Source organism: Williamsia sp. SKLECPSW1, assembly GCF_054332755.1.
On sequence record NZ_JBTGLI010000001.1, the window covers coordinates 541,099 to 558,717 of the forward strand.

Annotated in this window: 1 protein-coding gene (only partly in view); it reads right to left on the reverse strand. The window is 71.7% G+C overall.

The genetic code is table 11. From position 1 onward, the window contains the following. On the reverse strand, positions 1 to 17,619 hold the 3' portion of the coding sequence (locus tag ACXVUM_RS02490) for a non-ribosomal peptide synthase/polyketide synthase (RefSeq protein ID WP_458520292.1). Its footprint extends 16,521 nt past the window's final position; only the last 17,619 of its 34,140 coding nucleotides appear in the window; its start codon lies off the right edge, out of view; it ends in the stop codon at positions 1 to 3.

The following is a 17,619-nucleotide window of genomic DNA, read 5'->3' on the forward strand; positions in this document are numbered from 1 at the left end:
TCAGTCGCGGGCGCGGTCGACGATGGCGCGCAGGGCCAGCTTCCAGTGGTCGACGAGTTCGGTCAGGTCGTCGGCGTCGATCGCGTCGTCGAGCCAGGTGATCTGCGCCCGGACGACACGTCCGTCGTCGCCGGTCGTCGACATCGACTGGATGTCGATCTCCGCCTGAGCCGGCATCCGGTTGCCCCGCGCCAGTGCGGCGGGGTCGGACGTGTCGAGCAGAGCGGGTCCTGCGACGTCCGGGAACCACGCGACCTCGCCGATGTCGGCGGCCGCGTCGGCGCCCGGGATCGCGCCGATGTAGTTGAAGACGATCTGCGGTTCTGCGAAGCCACCCAGCCGCTCGATGCCCTCCGGGTCCAGGTAGCGCAGCATCCCGTACCCGACGCCACGGTCGGGGTGGGAGGCCATCGCCTGCCGCGTGGCAGAGACCACGGCGGCCGCCGCCTGCGGGTCGTCGAGCATGTCGACCGCCGACCGGCCGTCGAGGTCGACGTGGGTCGGGAACATCGAGGTGAACCAGCCCACGGTGCGCGAGAGGTCCACGTCGCGTGCTGCGACCGCCTCCTGGCGGCCATGACCTTCGAGCGTCAACAACGCCCCCGGTGCCTCGATCCCACGATCGGCCCGCCACCCGACGACAGCAGCAGCCAGTCCGGCGATGAGGAGGTCGGCGACCGTCTCGGCCTCGGGACCGGATCGCACACTCGCCGTGAGGGGTTCGACGATGTCCGCAGGGATCTCCACCTCGAGGCGCGCCAGGCGGTCGACGCTGTCACGGGTCAGGTCGAGTCGGCGCGTCCCCAGGTCGGGGTCCTCCACGTCGAGCATCTCGACCCAGTGGTCCAGTTCGCCACGGCGGGTGGGCGCGGCGGCGTGCACGGCCTCGCTCCAGTCGACCCACGACGTCCCCGTGCCGGGAAGTGTGGGCGCGTCGCCGGCCGAGACCTGGCTGCCCGCCACCGCGATGTCGGACTGCAGGATCTGCCACGACACGGCGTCGACGACGAGGTGGTGCAACACCACGACGAGACGACCGGTGTGGTCCGATCCGACCGGCGGCGCGAGCCAGACCAGCCGCATCATGGCGCCCGACTGCGGATCGAGCAGGTCGATGGCGTCGCCGACCGCGCTCCGCAGGATCGCGGTGTACCCGTCGGTCGCCGGCAGGGACTCGGCATCCAGATCGATCCGTGTCAGCGCGGCGGCCACGTCGACGGTTCCCGGCGGGCCCACCTCGAGCGCACCCGTGGGGTCGAACCGTGACCGCAGGACGTCGTGCGCGTCGACGACAGCGCCGATGACACGCGCGATCTGATCGGCGGTGACGTCGCCGGGGACGATGAACGCCATCGGCATCACGAACCTGGTGATGTCACCGCCGCGCTCGATCATCTTGCGGATGACGGGAGTCGCCTCCGCGCGACCGCTGCGTCGGTCGGACCCGGGCGCGGCGTCGACGGTGCTCTCGGCGCGACGCGCGAGAGCGGCGAGCGTCCGGTGTTCGATGACGTCGCGGGCGGTGAACTGCAGTCCCGCCGCACGGGCGCGGGTCACCAGCTGCATGGCCCCGATGCTGTCGCCGCCCACCTCGAAGAACGAGTCGTCGGCGCCCACCTCGGTGCCCAGCAGCTCACCGACGATCCGGACCAGCGTCTCCTCGGCCGGGGTCGACGGCGCGCGGCGCTCGACACGTGCGACGTCGGGGACGGGCAGGGCCTGCCGGTCGATCTTGCCCGAGCGTCCTCGGGGGAACTCGTCGAGCACGACGATCACCTCGGGGACCATGTACGCCGGCAGCGCGCGTCCCGCGAACTCGCGCAGCACCGACGTGTCGACTGCTGCCCCGAGATCGCCTGTCACGTAGGCGATCAGCTGTTCCCGGCCGGCGATCTCGCGGATCACGACCGCGGCCTGCGAGACCGACTCGTGCCGGGCGAGGACGACCTCGACCTCCTCGAGCTCGATGCGCAGACCACGCAGCTTGACCTGGAAGTCGACGCGGCCGACGTAGTCCAGTGATCCGTCGGGCATCCGGCGGACGAGGTCGCCGGTCCGGTACATCAGCGACCCGGAGGCCCCGAGAACGCTGGGCACGAACCGTTCCGCGGTGAGCCCCGGGCGGTTGAGGTATCCACGGGCCAGCTGGTCGCCACCGAGGTACAACTCGCCGACGGCCCCCACGACGCACGGGCGCAGCCACCGGTCGAGCACCCACCCGCGTGTGTTCCACACCGGCCGGCCGATCGGGACGACCTCGGCGCCCGCCGGTGTCCGTGACTCGGTCGGGGCGGTCCCGTTCAGCGCCGGCCGATCGCCTGCCACGACGACGGCGGATGTCGCGTCGACCGTCACCTCGGTGGGCCCGTACAGGTTGACCACGCGAGCACCGCTGCGCTGCGCGACATTCCGGGCCAGTGACCGCGGCAGCGCCTCGCCACCACTGAACACGATGCGCAGGCCGGACAGCGCTGCCTCACCGGCCGACTCGACGAAGACGGCGAGCACCGACGGCACGAACTGGACGACGGTCACCGCGTGACGATCGACGAGGTCGACCATCTCGGTGGGCTCGGTGTGGGCGCGCGGACCCGCCACGACGGTCGTCGCCCCGACGAGCCCGGGCGTGAACATCTCCCACACCGAGGCGTCGAACGTGAACGGGGTCTTGAGCAGGACGGTGTCGTCGGCGTCGATCCCGTGTTCCTCGGCGATCCAGAGCACCTGGTTGGTCAGGGCGCGCTGGGTGATCTGCACACCCTTCGGCCGTCCCGTCGAGCCCGAGGTGAACAGCACGTAGGCGAGCGACGTCGGGTGCACCCTCCCGCGCAGCTCCGACGGCGCGATCGGCGCGTCGTCGATGTGCCGCAGGCCGCGGGCCGCGAGATCCAGGCACGCCACCGGGCGGACGATCGACCGCAGCCGAGCGAGCCTGTCGGCGTCGGTGACAGCACAGCGCGCACCGGCCTCGGCCACGATCCCGGCAACACGCTCGGCCGGGGCGTCGACGTCGACCGGCAGGTAGGCCGCGCCGGCCTTGAGGATGCCGTGGACCGTCGCCAGCTGCTCGACGGAGCGCGCCATGGCGACCGCCACGACGTCGTCGGGCCCGATGCCGTGGGCGATCAGGACACGGGCCCGCCGGTTCGCCATGGCGTCGAACTCGGCGAACGTCAGCCGGGTGTCCCCGTCGACGAGCATGACGGCGTCCGGGGTGCTCGCCACCCGCTGCGCGAACAACTGCGCGACCGTCGCGTCCTCGACGACGCGGTCGGTGTCGTTCCAGGCGCGCAGCTGCGCCGCGATCTCCGCGGGGTCGACGAGGTCGATGTCGCGCACCGGCGTGGCGCTCGCCCGGGCGAACGCCGACAGCACCCGCTGCAACCGCGCCGCGAGATCCGCCACGCGGGCGTCGGACACCAGAGCCGGCACATACCGCAGGGTCACCGACAGGTGCGGGTCGGCCTGACCCAGCACGGTCAGCGGGTAGTGCGACGCGTCGTTGACCGAGGCACCGTCCACCGACAGTCCGTCGATCGACGCACCCTGCTCCAGCGAGTCCCGGTCGATCGGATACGACTCGAAGACGACCAGTGTGTCGAACAGCGCGCCGACGCCCAGTTCCCGCTGGATCGCGGGGAGCCCGACGTGGTGCGCATCGAGCAGACCCGCCTGCTCGGACTGCACCCGTTCCAACAGCCCGACGACGGTCTCGCGCTCGTCGAGGCGGACGCGGGCCGGGATGGTGTTGATGAACAGACCCAGGATGCTGCCCACGTCGGGGACCTCGGGCGGCCGGCCGGACACCGTCGCACCGAACACGACGTCGTCGGAGCCGAGCGACCGGGCGAGCACCAGGCCCCAGGCGGCCTGCAGCATGGTGTTCACGGTGATCCCGCGATCGCGGGACAGCTCGGCCAGCCCGGCGGCGGTCGGCTCGTCCAATTCCAGGACACGGTCCACCGGGACGACGGAATCTGCTGCGACGGAGTCGAGTTCGACGTCGTGGCCGTCTTCGGCACCGACAGCGGCCGCGGTCCGGTCGACCAGCATTGTCGGGCGGTCCAGACCGTCGAGGGCCCGACGCCACGCCCCCAGCGCCGCTCCCGGCTCCCGACGCGACAGCCACTCGAGGAAGTCGCGGTAGCTGTGCTCGGCCGGCGGCAGATGGTCGACGCCGCCCATCGCGTACAGGCCGAGCAACTGCTGCATCAGCAGCGGACCCGACCACCCGTCGAGCAGGATGTGGTGGTTGACCATCGACATCCGGCTCAGGGGTGCGCCCGAGTCGTCGACGCCGAGATCCACGACCAGGAACCGCATGAGCGGCGCGGAGGCCATGTCGAACCGGTCCAGACGGTGCGCGCGGAGCAGACGGTCCGCCTCGTCGAGTGCGTCGTCGCGCCCGGACAGGTCGACCCGGTCCCAGTGCACGCGTGCGTCGGCGACGACCGCCGCGACCGGGATCCCGTCGCGGGTCGCGTGGAAAGCGCTGCGCAGCACGGGGTTGCGCAGGATCACCGCGTCGGCCGCGGCGCGCATCCGATCGGCGTCCAGCGGACCGCGCAGCTCCAACACGACCTGCGCGGTGTAGATGTCGACGGCGTCCGCGCCGGCGACCTCGGAGTGGTAGAGCAGACCGGCCTGCAGCGGCGCGAGCGGCCACACGTCGTCGACACGGCCGTGCGCGGCCTCGATGACGTCGATGTCGTCCTGCGTCACCGGTGCCAGCGGCACGTCGGACGGGGTGAGACCACCGACGACCCCGGCCTGGACGTGACGGGTGAGCGCGGAGGCCGCGGCGACCCAGTCGTCGGCCAGTTCCCGCATGTCGCTCTCGTGCAGGAGTTCGCCGGCGAAGGCGAACGACGCAGACACCACTGGCCCGTCTGCGGTGTCGGTGGCGATCGCGTTGATCGTCAGCGCGGCGGGCACCACCATGCCGGGATCCATCGATCCGCCCAACCCGTCGACGTCGGTGGCGGGCTGCCACCCGAACTCGGCGGTGTCGCTCTCCCCCGCCGAGACGCGACCGAGGTAGTTGAAGGCGATCTGCGGCTCACCGCGACCGCGCAGCACGTCGGCCTCGGGGCCTCCGAAACGGGTCAGCACCCCGAAACCGATGCCGCCGTGGCCACCCGGCACGACCGTCAGGTCCTCCTTGACGGCCTTGATCGCCCGGCCCGCCGCGGTCGCGTCATCCGACTCGACGAGTGCGTCGACGTCGACACCGGCCAGGTCGAGCCGGACCGGTCGCGTCGTGGTGAACCACCCGACGGTGCGGTGCAGGTCGGCGCGCGCGCCACCCGATGTCGGTGCGACCGCGAACTCCTCGCGGCCGTGGCCCTCGAGTTCGACGAGCAGACCCGGGGCGTCGACACCCCGACGCAGCCGCCACCGGCGCACGGCGACCGCCAACGACGTGAGCAGGGCGGAGTCGACGCCGGTCCGATAGGCGGGGCCGATCTCTCGCAGGACCGCGTCGGACACATCGACGGGCATGTCGACGGTGATCCGGCCCATCGTGGACACGGTGTCCCGCACGGGATCGAGCGGTCCAGTGCCCAGCGGCGGGTCGTCGACCGACACGATCTGTGCCCACCTGTCGACCTCGTCGGCGAAGGACGGGGCCGACTCGGCCAGTGCGTGCGCCCATGTCCGCAGGGACGTGCCGACCTCACCGAGGGCGACCGGCTCGTCGGCCGACCCCTGGTCGGAGTCCGTACGAGCCCACGCGACGACGAGGTCCGGCAGGAGGATCCGCCACGAGACACCGTCGACGACGAGGTGGTGGATCACGATGTAGAGCCGCCCGGTGGCCTCGTCGCCGAGGCGAGCCGACGGGTCGAACCAGACGGCCTGCACCATGACGCCGGCCTGCGGGTCGAGCCGGTCGTCGGCGGCGGCGGCCTCGCGACGCACGGTCTCGACGAAACCGGGTGTGCCGGGCTCGTCGTCGATCTCGACGCGCCGCAGCACGTCGGCCGCGGTCACCGCACCGACGGGCCGCACGTCCAGGTGCGGCCGGGCGCCGTCGGCGTCCGGGAGCACCAGCCGCGCACGCAGCGCGTCGTGGGTCGCCAGGAGTGTGTCGACCGCGACGGACAGGCGTCGGGAACCGGGATCGCGCGGCAGGGTGAGGAAGTTGGCCTGGGAGAACGTGCGGTACTCGCGGCGGGTACCGATGAGCCACTGCATGATCGGCGTCAACGGCAGCGTCCCGACCCCGCCGCCGGCGAGCTCGGGCAGGACCGTCTCGGCAGCCTGCGCGGATGTGGTCACCACGCCGGCGAGCTCGGCCGGCGTCCGGCGGTCGAACACGTCGCGCGGGGTGAAGACGAGCCCGGCGTCACGAGCCCGGGTGACCAGACCGATCGCCATGATGCTGTCGCCGCCGAGGGAGAAGAACGAGTCGTCGACACCGATCTCGTCGACGCCGAGTGTCTCGGCGAACAGACGGCAGAGCTTCTCCTCGACGGGATCGGACGGCGCCCGCGACGGCGCCGTCGACCCGCCGAACTCGGGCGCGGGCAGGGCGCGGCGATCCAGCTTGCCCGCCGGGGTCAGCGGGATCTCGTCGAGCACGACGACGACCGAGGGGACCATGTGCGCGGGCAGGTTCCGACCGACCCGTGCGGTGAGGTCCGCGACGTCGGTCACCCGTCCGTGCACGTACGACACCAGCATCGTCGCGCCGGACACCGGGTGCGGCAGTCCGAGGGTCGTCGCGAACTCGACGTCGGGCTGCGCACCCAACACCGCGTCGATCTCGCCGAGCTCGATCCGGAACCCGCGCACCTTCACCTGGAAGTCCGTGCGGCCGTTGAACTCCAGCTCCAGCCGGTCCCCGATGCGGCGCCACCGCACGAGGTCGCCGGTGCGGTACATGCGGGATCCGGGCGGGCCGAACGGGTCCGGGACGAACCGCTCCGCGGTCTGGCCGGGACGCTGGACGTAGCCGCGGGCCAGGACGTCCCCGGCGATGTACAACTCGCCGGGAACCCCCACGGGCACGGGGTTCAGGCGGTCGTCGAGAACCGCGATCCGCACACCGGTGACGGGCCCACCGATGGTGACCTGCACCCCGGGGACGAGCGGTTCGGTCGCGGTGGACCAGATGGTCGCCTCGGACGGCCCGTAGAGGTTGAACATCGACCGCGTGGACCCGTCGGGCAACGCGGTCACCCAGCGTCGCACCAGTTCCGGCGGACACGCATCCCCGCCGACCATCACCACGCGCAGGTCGGGCAGGTCGGACGGATCCACGGTGGCCAGCGCAGCCGGGGTCACGAAGGCGTGGGTGACCTTCTCCGCGCGCATCAGGCGGCTGAGTTCGTCGCCGCCGAACATGCGCGGCGGGGCGATCACCTGGGCGCCGGCACCGCTCGTCACGAGCAGGATCTCGAACACCGACGCGTCGAAGCTCGGCGACGCGAAGTGCAGGACGTGCGACTCCGGTGTGACACCGAGCCGCTCGCGGGACTCGGTGACGATGTCGGCGATGCCGCGATGGGTCACCGCGACACCCTTGGGCCGTCCCGTCGAGCCGGAGGTGAAGATGATGTAGGCGAGATCGTCCAGAGACGGCTGCGCCCAGGCGCTCTCGACATCGCCGTCGGCGGGGATCGCCCGGATGTCGATCCAGTCGACGGCGCGCGGGAGTCCACCGGCCACCTCGTCGACGGTGAGCCCGATCGTCATGCCCGCGTCGGCGACCATCTGCTCGACGCGGTCGGACGGATAGTTGGGATCGATCGGCACGACGGCGCCGCCGGCGGCGGCGATCCCCCAGAACGCCGTGATCGACTCGACCGACCGGCCGATCGCGAGACCCACCGGTGTCCCGTTCACGACGCCACGGTCGCGCAGCGCCCGGGCGACCCGGCGCGCGCGGTGGTCGAGGTCGGACCACGTGATGCGCTCGTCCTCCCCGATGACCGCCAGGGAGTCGGGCGCCGTGCCCGCAGCGCGCGTGAACACGTCACCGAGGACGCATCGCTCGGGCGCCGCCGGGGACGTCATGTGCCGCAACCGTTCCGACACCTCGGGCTCGAGGATCTCGATGTCGCCGACCGGTGTGTGCGGGTCCGCGACGACGGCGGCGAGCACCGTGGCGAACCGTCGACCCAGTTCGTCGACGGTGGACTCGTCGAACAGCGCTGTCGCGTAGGTGATCACGCACTCGAAGCCGCCGCCGTCGGTCGACGACTGGGCGACCGTCAACTGCAGGTCGAACTTGGTGGTCGTGGTGTCCACCTCGAGCCCCGACACCCGCAGACCCGGCAGCTCGAGGTCCGGCTGATCGGTGCTGCCGAACGCGAGCACCACCTGGAACAGCGGCGAGAAGGACGTGGACCGTTCCGGCGCCAGGTCCTCGACGAGCCGCTCGAAGGGGATCTCGGTGTGGGTGAAGGCGGCGACGTCGACGTCGCGCACCGACTCGAGCAGATCACCGAAACCGGCCGACCGGTCGACGGGTGTGCGCAGGGCCAGGGTGTTGACGAACATGCCGACGAGATCGTCGAGTGCCGCGTCACCGCGACCGGCCACGGCGGTGCCGACGACCACGTCGTCGGTGCCGCCCGACCGCGACAGCAACACCGCGAACGCGGCGTGGACCGCCATGAACATCGTCGCGCCGTGCGCGTTGGCCAGCCGCTGCAGGCCCGTGCGGGTGGCCGCGTCGACCTCGAACCGCACCTGCGCGCCGGCCACCGACTGCACCGGCGGACGCGGACGGTCCAGCGGCAGGTCGATGACCTCGGGGATGTCGTCGAGGGTCGTCGCCCAGAAGTCGAGCTGCTGCGCCGCAACCGATGTCGGGTCGCTCTCGTCACCGAGCACCGCGCGCTGCCAGAGCGCGTAGTCGGCGTACTGCACCGGCAGTGCACCCCAGGTCGGCTCCTGACCGGAATGCCGTGCGCCGTAGGCGACCATCACGTCGCGTGCCAGCGGGGCGACAGACGCGCCGTCGGCCGAGATGTGGTGCACCACCACGACGAGGACGGCCTCGTCCGGGGCGAACTGGAGCAACGCCATCCGCACCGGTACCGACGCGGCCACGTCGAAGCCGGTCGTGACCAGGTCGGCGACGGCCGCGTGGGCGGCCTCGAGGCCGTCGAGCGTCCGGACGGTCAGCACCTCTCCGGCGCGGGCCTGCTCGGGCGACAGGATCTCCTGCCGCGGTGCGCGGTCGCGGCCGTCGATGCTCGCGTCGGCCGGGTACCGGGTGCGCAGGACCTCGTGGCGGGCCACCACGTCGGCGACGGCGGAACGCAGCGCCTCGACGTCGACCTCGCCGGTCAGACGCAGCACCGCCGGGATGTTGTACGCCGGCGACGACGTGTCGAACTGGTTGATGAACCACATGCGGGTCTGCGCCGGCGACAACGGGATCTGCGCCGGGCGTGCCATCGCCTGCAGGCGTGGCCGATCCGTACCCGTGCTGTGGTCGGCGGCCGCGGCGATGCCGGCGACGGTCGGGTCGGTGAAGAGATCGCGGACGGTGAGTGAGGACCCGAGCGCGTCGTTGATCCGCGCGACCACCCGGGTCGCCGACAGCGAGTTGCCGCCGACGGCGAAGAAGCTGTCGAACGCCCCCACGCGCTCGGCGCCGACGATGTCGGCGATGACCGCGGCGACGATCTCCTCCACCGGTCCACGCGGCTCCTGATGCGCTGCGGCGGTGGAGAAGTCGGGTCGGGGCAACGCCGTCCGGTCGAGCTTGCCGTTGATGTTCAGCGGCAGCACGTCGAGGACGACGGTGACCGTCGGCAGCATGTACGACGGCAGGTCCTCGGCGGCCTCGGCGAGGACCGCGCGCGTGTCGAGTTCAGCCGGGCCGTCGGCGGTGCGCACCGGGACGAGGTAGGCCACGATGTGCTCTCCGGTGCCGGCGTCGGAGTGGACGGTCACGACCGCGCTGTCGACCGACGCGACGGCGGCGAGCACACGCTCGATCTCCTCGAGTTCGATGCGCAGACCGCGCACCTTCACCTGGAAGTCACTGCGTCCGACGTAGACGAGAGTGGGAGTCGGGTCGTCGCCGACACGCGCCCAGCGGACCAGGTCGCCGGAGCGGTACATCCGTGCGCCGTCGCGCCCGAACGGGTCGGCCACGAAGCGGTCGGCCGTCAGGTCGGAGCGGTTGAGGTACCCGCGCGCGAGCTGGGCACCGGCGATGTACAGCTCACCGGTGACGCCGTCGGGGACGGGACGCAACCGGGTGTCGAGGACATAGACCCCGGTGTTCCACTCGGGCCGGCCGATCGGGACGGCACCGTCGTCGATGCGGGCGGGCACCTGCTGGTGCGTCACGCTGACCGCGGCCTCGGTGGGGCCGTAGAGGTTGTGCACCGTGGCACCGCTGACGGCGCGCAACCGGGTGACCGTGTCGGCGGTCAGCGCCTCACCGATGCACAGCACGGTGGTGAGGCTCGCGATCTGCTCCGGTCGGATGTCGAGCAGGAACGCCGACAGCAACGAGGGCACGAACGTCGTGACCGTGACCCGCCGACGCTCGATGAGCTCGGCGAGGTACGCGGGGTCGCGATGCCCCTGCGGGGCGGCCACGACGAGGCGGACACCGGCGGTGACGGCCCACCAGTACTCCCACACCGACAGGTCGAACGTGGCCTGTGTGCGCAGCAGCAGGGCGTCGTCGGCGGTCAGGCGGAACTGCACCGACAGCCAGTTCAGCTGATTGACGATCGCCGAGTGCGGCACCGCGACGCCCTTGGGTCGACCCGTCGACCCGGACGTGTAGATGACGTACGCGACGTCGTTGGGCCGCAGCGTCCGCAGGCGCTCGAAGTCGGCGACGGTGCCGCCGGAGTACCCGTGCAGATCCAGCTCGCCGATGTCGACGACGCGGTCGGCGGTGAGGGTCTGCGATGCCGAGAGCGCCTCGGGTGCAGGGCCGCTCACGAGCACCAGCGTGGGCGCGGTGTTGTCGACGATGTAGCCGACGCGGTCGGCGGGGTGGTCGGGGTCGATGGGCAGATAGGCACCACCGGCGGTGGTCACCGCGTACATCGCGACGATCAGATCGACCGATCGCGGCATCGCGAGCCCGACGACCGTCTCCGGACCGACTCCCCGGTCGATCAGCGCACGCGCCAACCGGTTGACCCGGCCCCCGAGGGTCGCGTAGTCGAGGGTGCCTGCGGCGTCACCGGATCCGGCGTCCCCGTCGGCGTCGATCGCGACGCGGGACGGGTACGCCACGAACGCCGACGCCAGGATGTCGGCCAACGTGGTGGGCGCGAGGACCACCGTCGTGTTGTTGCGCTCCTCGACGACCTCGACGCGCTCTGCCGCCGAGAGCATCTCGACATCGCCGATCGGCCGGTCCGGCTCGGCGAGGAGGCGCTCGAGCAACGACACGAAGCGCTGCGCGACGTCCTCGATGGTCGACCGGTCGAACAGGTCGTCGGCGAACGTGATGGCGGCGTGCACACCCGCCGGCGCGCCGGAGTCGTCGTAGGTGTCGGACAGGATGAGGTGCAGATCGAACTGGGCGACACCGTCGGGGAGTTCGACGGGCTCCATGCGCAGGCCGGCCAACTCCAGGCTCGGCCGTGCGATGTTCTGGAACGACAGGCCGACCTGGAAGATCGGGTGCCGTGCGGTCGAGCGGACAGGGTTGATCACCTCGACCAACCGCTCGAACGGCACGTCGGCGTGGCTGAAGGCCGACGAGTCGCGATCGCGGGCCGCGTCGACGAGATCGGTGAAACCGAGGGAACCGTCGACGTCGAGGCGCAACGCGAGCGTGTTCACGAACATGCCGATCACGCCCTCGAGCTCACGCTCACCCCGACCTGCCATCGGCGTTCCGACGATGATGTCGCGGCTGCCCGCGAGGCGGGACAGCAGGACCGCGAAGGCGGCGTGGAAACCCATGAAGGTCGACGCGTTACGGGACCGGGCGAGGTCGGCGACCCGCGCATGGATCGATGCCGGGATGTCGAAGAGGTGCTGACTCCCCCGCAGCGACTGCACCGGCGGGCGGGGACGGTCGGTCGGCAGTTCCAGTTGGTCCGGGAGCGCAGCCAGGGCGTCGCGCCAGTACCCGATCTGCGCCGACAGCAGGCTGGTCGGATCGTCCTCGTCGCCGAGCACCTCCCGCTGCCAGATGGCGTAGTCCGCGTACTGCACCGGCAGCGGACGCCACTGCGGCGTGTCGCCGGTCGACCGCGCGGCATAGGCCGTCGCGAGGTCGGCGACGAACGGCACCATCGACTCCCCGTCGGCCACGACGTGGTGGACGACGGCGGCGAGGACATGGCGCTGCGCGTCGATGCGCCACAAGCGGATCCGCATCGGGATGACGTCGTCGACGCGGAACCCGGCGGAGACGAACGCGCGCAACGCGTCCGGCAGGTCGTCGGCCGAGGCCTCGACGAGCTCGACGTCCGGGATCGCCTGTCCCGCGGGCAGGATCACCTGGTGCGGCCCGCTCGCCGAGTCGGGGTACACCGTGCGCAGCGACTCGTGCCGGGCGACCACGTCGGCGACGGCGGTGCGCAGCGCGGCGACGTCGAGGTCGCCGACGAGGGTCACGGCGGCCGGGATGTTGTAGGCGGGTGAGTCGGGGTCGAACCGGTTCAGGAACCACATCCGGGTCTGCGCCAACGACAGCGGGATCTGATCGGGCCGCGGCCGGGCCACCAACGGGGCACGGTGCGGTCGTGTGGTCTGTCCGCCGGCGATGCGTTCGGCCAGCCCGGCGACGGTCGGCGCGGCGAACAGCTCGCGCACCCCCACCGAGCTGTCGAGTGCGGAGCCGACCCGCCCGACCACCTTGGTGGCGCTCAGCGAGTTCCCACCGAGGTCGAAGAAGGAGTCGTCGCGGCCGACGCGGTCGACCCCGAGGACGTCGGAGAACACCTCGGCGATCGTGTGTTCGAGATCGGTCTCGGGTGCGCGGTACTCCCGTTCGACCACCGTGAACTCCGGTGCCGGGAGCGCACGCCGGTCCAGCTTGCCGATCGGCGTCAACGGGATCTCGTCGAGGACGATCACCGCCGCGGGGACCATGTGGCCCGGAAGACGATCCGCCACCGCGGCAGTGAGGGCGTCGGTGTCGACCGACCGCCCCGAACGCGGGAGCACGTAGGAGGCGAGCGCGGTCGCACCGTCGGGCCCCTCGACACCGAGCGTGACCGAGTACTCGAGGTCACCGGCGTCGACGAGCGCGCGGTCGATCTCGCCGAGCTCGACACGGAACCCGCGGACCTTCACCTGGAAGTCGCTACGCCCCACGTATTCCAGGGCGTTGGTCGGAGCGGTCGGGTCGAGGCTGTAGCGGACCAGGTCGCCGGTCCGGTACATCCGTGCGCCGTCGGAGCCGAACGGATCGGCGACGAAGCGTTCGGCGGAGGTGGCGGGACGGTCGTGGTAGCCGCGCGCCAGGCCCGGTCCCGCGAGGTACAGCTCGCCGACGACACCGCGCGGCACCACCCGCAGGCGGGAGTCGAGGACACGGACCCCCACACCACGCAGTGGCGCGCCGATGGTGACGCGGTCACCGCGGTCGAGACCGGGGGTGATGGTGTTGATGACGGTGGTCTCGGTGGGCCCGTAGGCGTTGCGCAGTCGCGGCGCCCAGCGCGCAGCCAGTTCGGGCGTGCACACGTCGCCGCCGACCACCAGCGAATCGACACCGTCGAGACCGGTGGGATCCACGGTCATCAGCGCCGTGGGTGTCATGACGACGACGGAGACCCGCTGCTCGACGATGAGCCGTGCGAGTTCGTCGCCGCCGAAGACGTCCTGCGGCGCGACCACGAGGGCTGCACCGGAACCGAACGCGGACAGCATCTCGCCGACAGAGGTGTCGAAGCTCGGCTGCGCCACGTGCAGCACCCGCGAGTCCGATCGCACCGCGTAGTGCTCGACCACGTCGGCGGTGAGGTTCGCCAGGCCTGCGTGGGTCACCACGACCGCCTTCGGCGTGCCGGTCGAGCCCGAGGTGTAGATCAGGTACGCGGCATCGGAGATCCGCAGGGGTGCGGTGCGATCGGCGTCCGTGACGGGGCCGTCGTCGCCCTCGCCCTCCATGATCGCGGCCAGGTCGTGCCACTCGACGTCGGCGGGCAGGTCGTCGCGGTCGGTCGCGACGGTGAGACCGAGGAGTGCCCGCGAGTCGGTCAGCATCGTGCTGATCCGTTCGTCGGGGTACTCGGGGTTGATCGGCAGGTACGCGGCACCGGTCTTCGCGACCGCCCAGATCCCCACGACGGAGTGCAGCGATCGGCGCATGCCCAGCGCGACAACGGTTCCCGGTCCCGCACCGTGCGCGATCAGCCGTCGGGCGACGCGGTTGCTCACGGCGTCGAGTTCCGCGTAGGACAGCGACGTGTCGCCGTGGACGAGAGCGGGGCCGTCCGGGGAGATGTGCACACCCCGCTGCAGCAGTTCCGGCAGGGTCGCGGGCGCCACCGACCGCGGACCCTCGACGGCCTGCAGGGCGGCACGCTCCGCGGGCGCGAGGATGTCGATCGACCCGACCCGGGCGGACGGGTCCGTCGCGATCGCGTCGAGGATGCGCACGAGACGATCGGCGAACGTCTGCACCGTCGACTGGTCGAACAGGTCGGTCGCGTAGGTGAACGTCGCGGGTGCGGGCTCGTCGTCGGGGGCGTTGTCGCCGACGGTGAGCTGCAGGTCGAACTTCGCCATCTCGACGTCGGCGTCGGCGACCTCGACGCGCAGCCCCGGGAGCTCGAGGGTCGGGGCCTCGTTGTTGTCGAAGGACAGCGCGATCCCGAACAGCGGATGGTGGGCCGTCGAGCGGGGTACGTCGAGCACCTCGACGAGCCGCTCGAACGGCACGTCGGCGTGCGCCATCGCGTCGACGTCGCCGGCGCGCACCGTGGTGAGCAGCTCCGCGACGGTGAGATCCGGGTCGACCTCGGTGCGCAGCACGACGGTGTTGACGAACATGCCGACCAGCTCGTCGAGCGCCTCCTCGCCCCGTCCGGCGATCGGTGTGCCGATGGCGATGTCGTTCGACCCGGACAGCCGCTCGGCGAGGATCGCCAGTCCGGCGTGGACGACCATGAACTGACTGACGTCGTGCGCCCGCGCGACCGCCGTGAGCCGGCGGCGCAAGCCGGGGTCGAGCGAGAACCGGACGGCGTCGCCGCGCAGCGATGCGACCGCCGGCCGCGGCCGGTCGGTGGGCAGGTCCAGCGACTCGGGCACCCCGGCCAGCGTGCGCCGCCAGTACTCGATCTGCTGCGACGCGATCGACGTCGGGTCGTCCTCGTCGCCGAGCAGATCCCGCTGCCAGAGCGCGAAGTCGGCGTACTGGACCGGCAGCGGCGCCTGGGACGACGCGACCCCGGTCCGCCGTGCCTCGTAGGCGACCACGAGGTCGCGGAAGAGCGGTGCGAGCGACGCACCGTCGGCGGAGATGTGGTGCACGACGAGCATCAGCACGTACTGGGCGTCGGCGGCACGGGCGGTGCCCGACAGCCGCATGAGCACGATGCGGGCCGGGAAGCCGGTGGTCACGTCGAAGCCGGCGATCGCGGACCGCACGATCTCCGACCGGACCTCGTCGACGTGGACGGTCACCTCGCGGTAGATCGCCGCGACCGCCTCGTCGGCGGGGTGCACGACCTGGTACGGGCCGTCGGCGGAGTCGGGGTACACCGTGCGCAGCGCCTCGTGCCGGTCGGCGACGTCGACGATCGCCGACCGCAGCGCCGCGACGTCGAGGTCACCGGACAGACGCACCGGCAGCGGCAGGTTGTACGCCGGCGACGACGGGTCGAACCGGTTGATGAACCACATGCGCGCCTGCGCCGGCGACAGCGGTACCCGGTCCGGACGGGGTCGCGGCACGAGCTGCGGACGGTCGGAGGTCGCCTCGCGGCCGTCGAGCAGTGCGGCCAGATCCGCGACCGTCGGGTGGTCGAACACGTCCCGCACGCCCACGGCCACCCCGAGCGCCGCCTGGATGCGGGCGGCGACCCGCGTCGCGCCCAGGGAGGTGCCGCCGATGTCGAAGAACGAGTCGCGGGCGCCGACCCTGTCCCGCCGGGCGACGTCGCCGTAGATCCCGGCGATCGCGATCTCGAGCTCCGTGGTCGGTTCGACGAATTCGACCGTGCTCGTGGCGAAGTCGGGTTCGGGCAGGGCGCGTCGGTCGAGCTTGCCGTTGGCGGTGAGCGGGAACGCGTCGAGCACCATCACCGCGGCGGGCACCATGTAGGCGGGCAGCCGCGACCGCAGGTGGTCGAACAGCGGGTGCGTCGTCGGGATCTCGCCGGGCACCTCCGGGACCGCCTCGGCCGCGATCGGCCCGACGACGTACGCGACCAGCTGGGCGTCGCCCGCCGCCTCGACGACGACGGCGACGGCGTCGGAGACACCGGCCACCTCGGTCAGTGCGGCCTCGATCTCGGGCAGTTCGATGCGCAGGCCGCGCAGCTTCACCTGGAAGTCCGAACGCCCGATGTACTCCAGCTCGCCGTCGGGACGGCGCCGCACCACGTCGCCGGTGCGGTACATCCGCTCCCCCGTCGCCGAGGTGATGTCGGCGACGAACCGGTCGGCGGTGAGATCGGGTCGTCCCACGTAGGCGCGCGCCAACTGCACCCCGGTGAGGTAGAGCTCACCGGACACCGTCGGCGGGACCGGACGCAACCGGTCGTCGAGCACGTGGACCCCGGTGTTCGCGACCGGACGCCCGATGGGGACGGTGTCGGTGTCGGCGGCGGAGTAGGGGTGATACGTGACGTCGACCGCGGCCTCGGTCGGGCCGTAGAGGTTGTGGATCGGGGCACCGGACATGGCGACCATCCGGGCGGCGACGTGCGGCGGGAGCGCCTCGCCGCTGGCGAACACCTGACGCAGGGTCGACAGCGCACCCATCGGTCCGTCGGGTCCCGACTCCGCATCGAGCGTCGTGGTGAACGCCGACATCATCGACGGCACGAAATGCAGTGTGGTGACGCCCGTCTCGGCGATCAGCCGCGCGAGATACGCCGGGTCGCGGTGGCCGTCCGGCGCGGCGACGACGAGGCGCGCACCGGTCTGCAACGGCCAGAAGAACTCCCAGACCGACACGTCGAACGTCGCAGGCGTCTTCTGCATCACGACGTCGGCACCGTCGATCGGGTACTCCGACTGCATCCACCGGAGTCGGTTCACGATCGCCCGGTGGGTGACCGCGACGCCCTTGGGTCGCCCGGTGGACCCGGACGTGTAGATCACGTACGCGGTGTTGTCCGGCCGCAACGGCGCGGTGCGCTCGTCATCGGTCAGCGGTTCGCCCGACCGGCCGGCGACGTCGAGGGTGTCGATGGTGAGCACCGGTGCGCCGTCGTGGGTGAAGCCGTCGCGCGTGGTCGTGAGGACCGCCGCCGGGCGCGCGCTGTCGAGGATGTAGGCGATGCGCTCCGCGGGGTGGTCGAGATCGACCGGGACGTATGCGCCACCGGCCGCGACGACGGCGTACATGCCGACCAGCAGGTCGAAGGAACGGCGCATGGCCAGCGCGACATGGACATCCGGTCCGACACCGGCCTCGACGAGGTGGCGGGCGAGACGGTTCGAGCGCTCGGCGAACTCGGCGTATCCGAGCGTCTCACCGTCGAACACCAG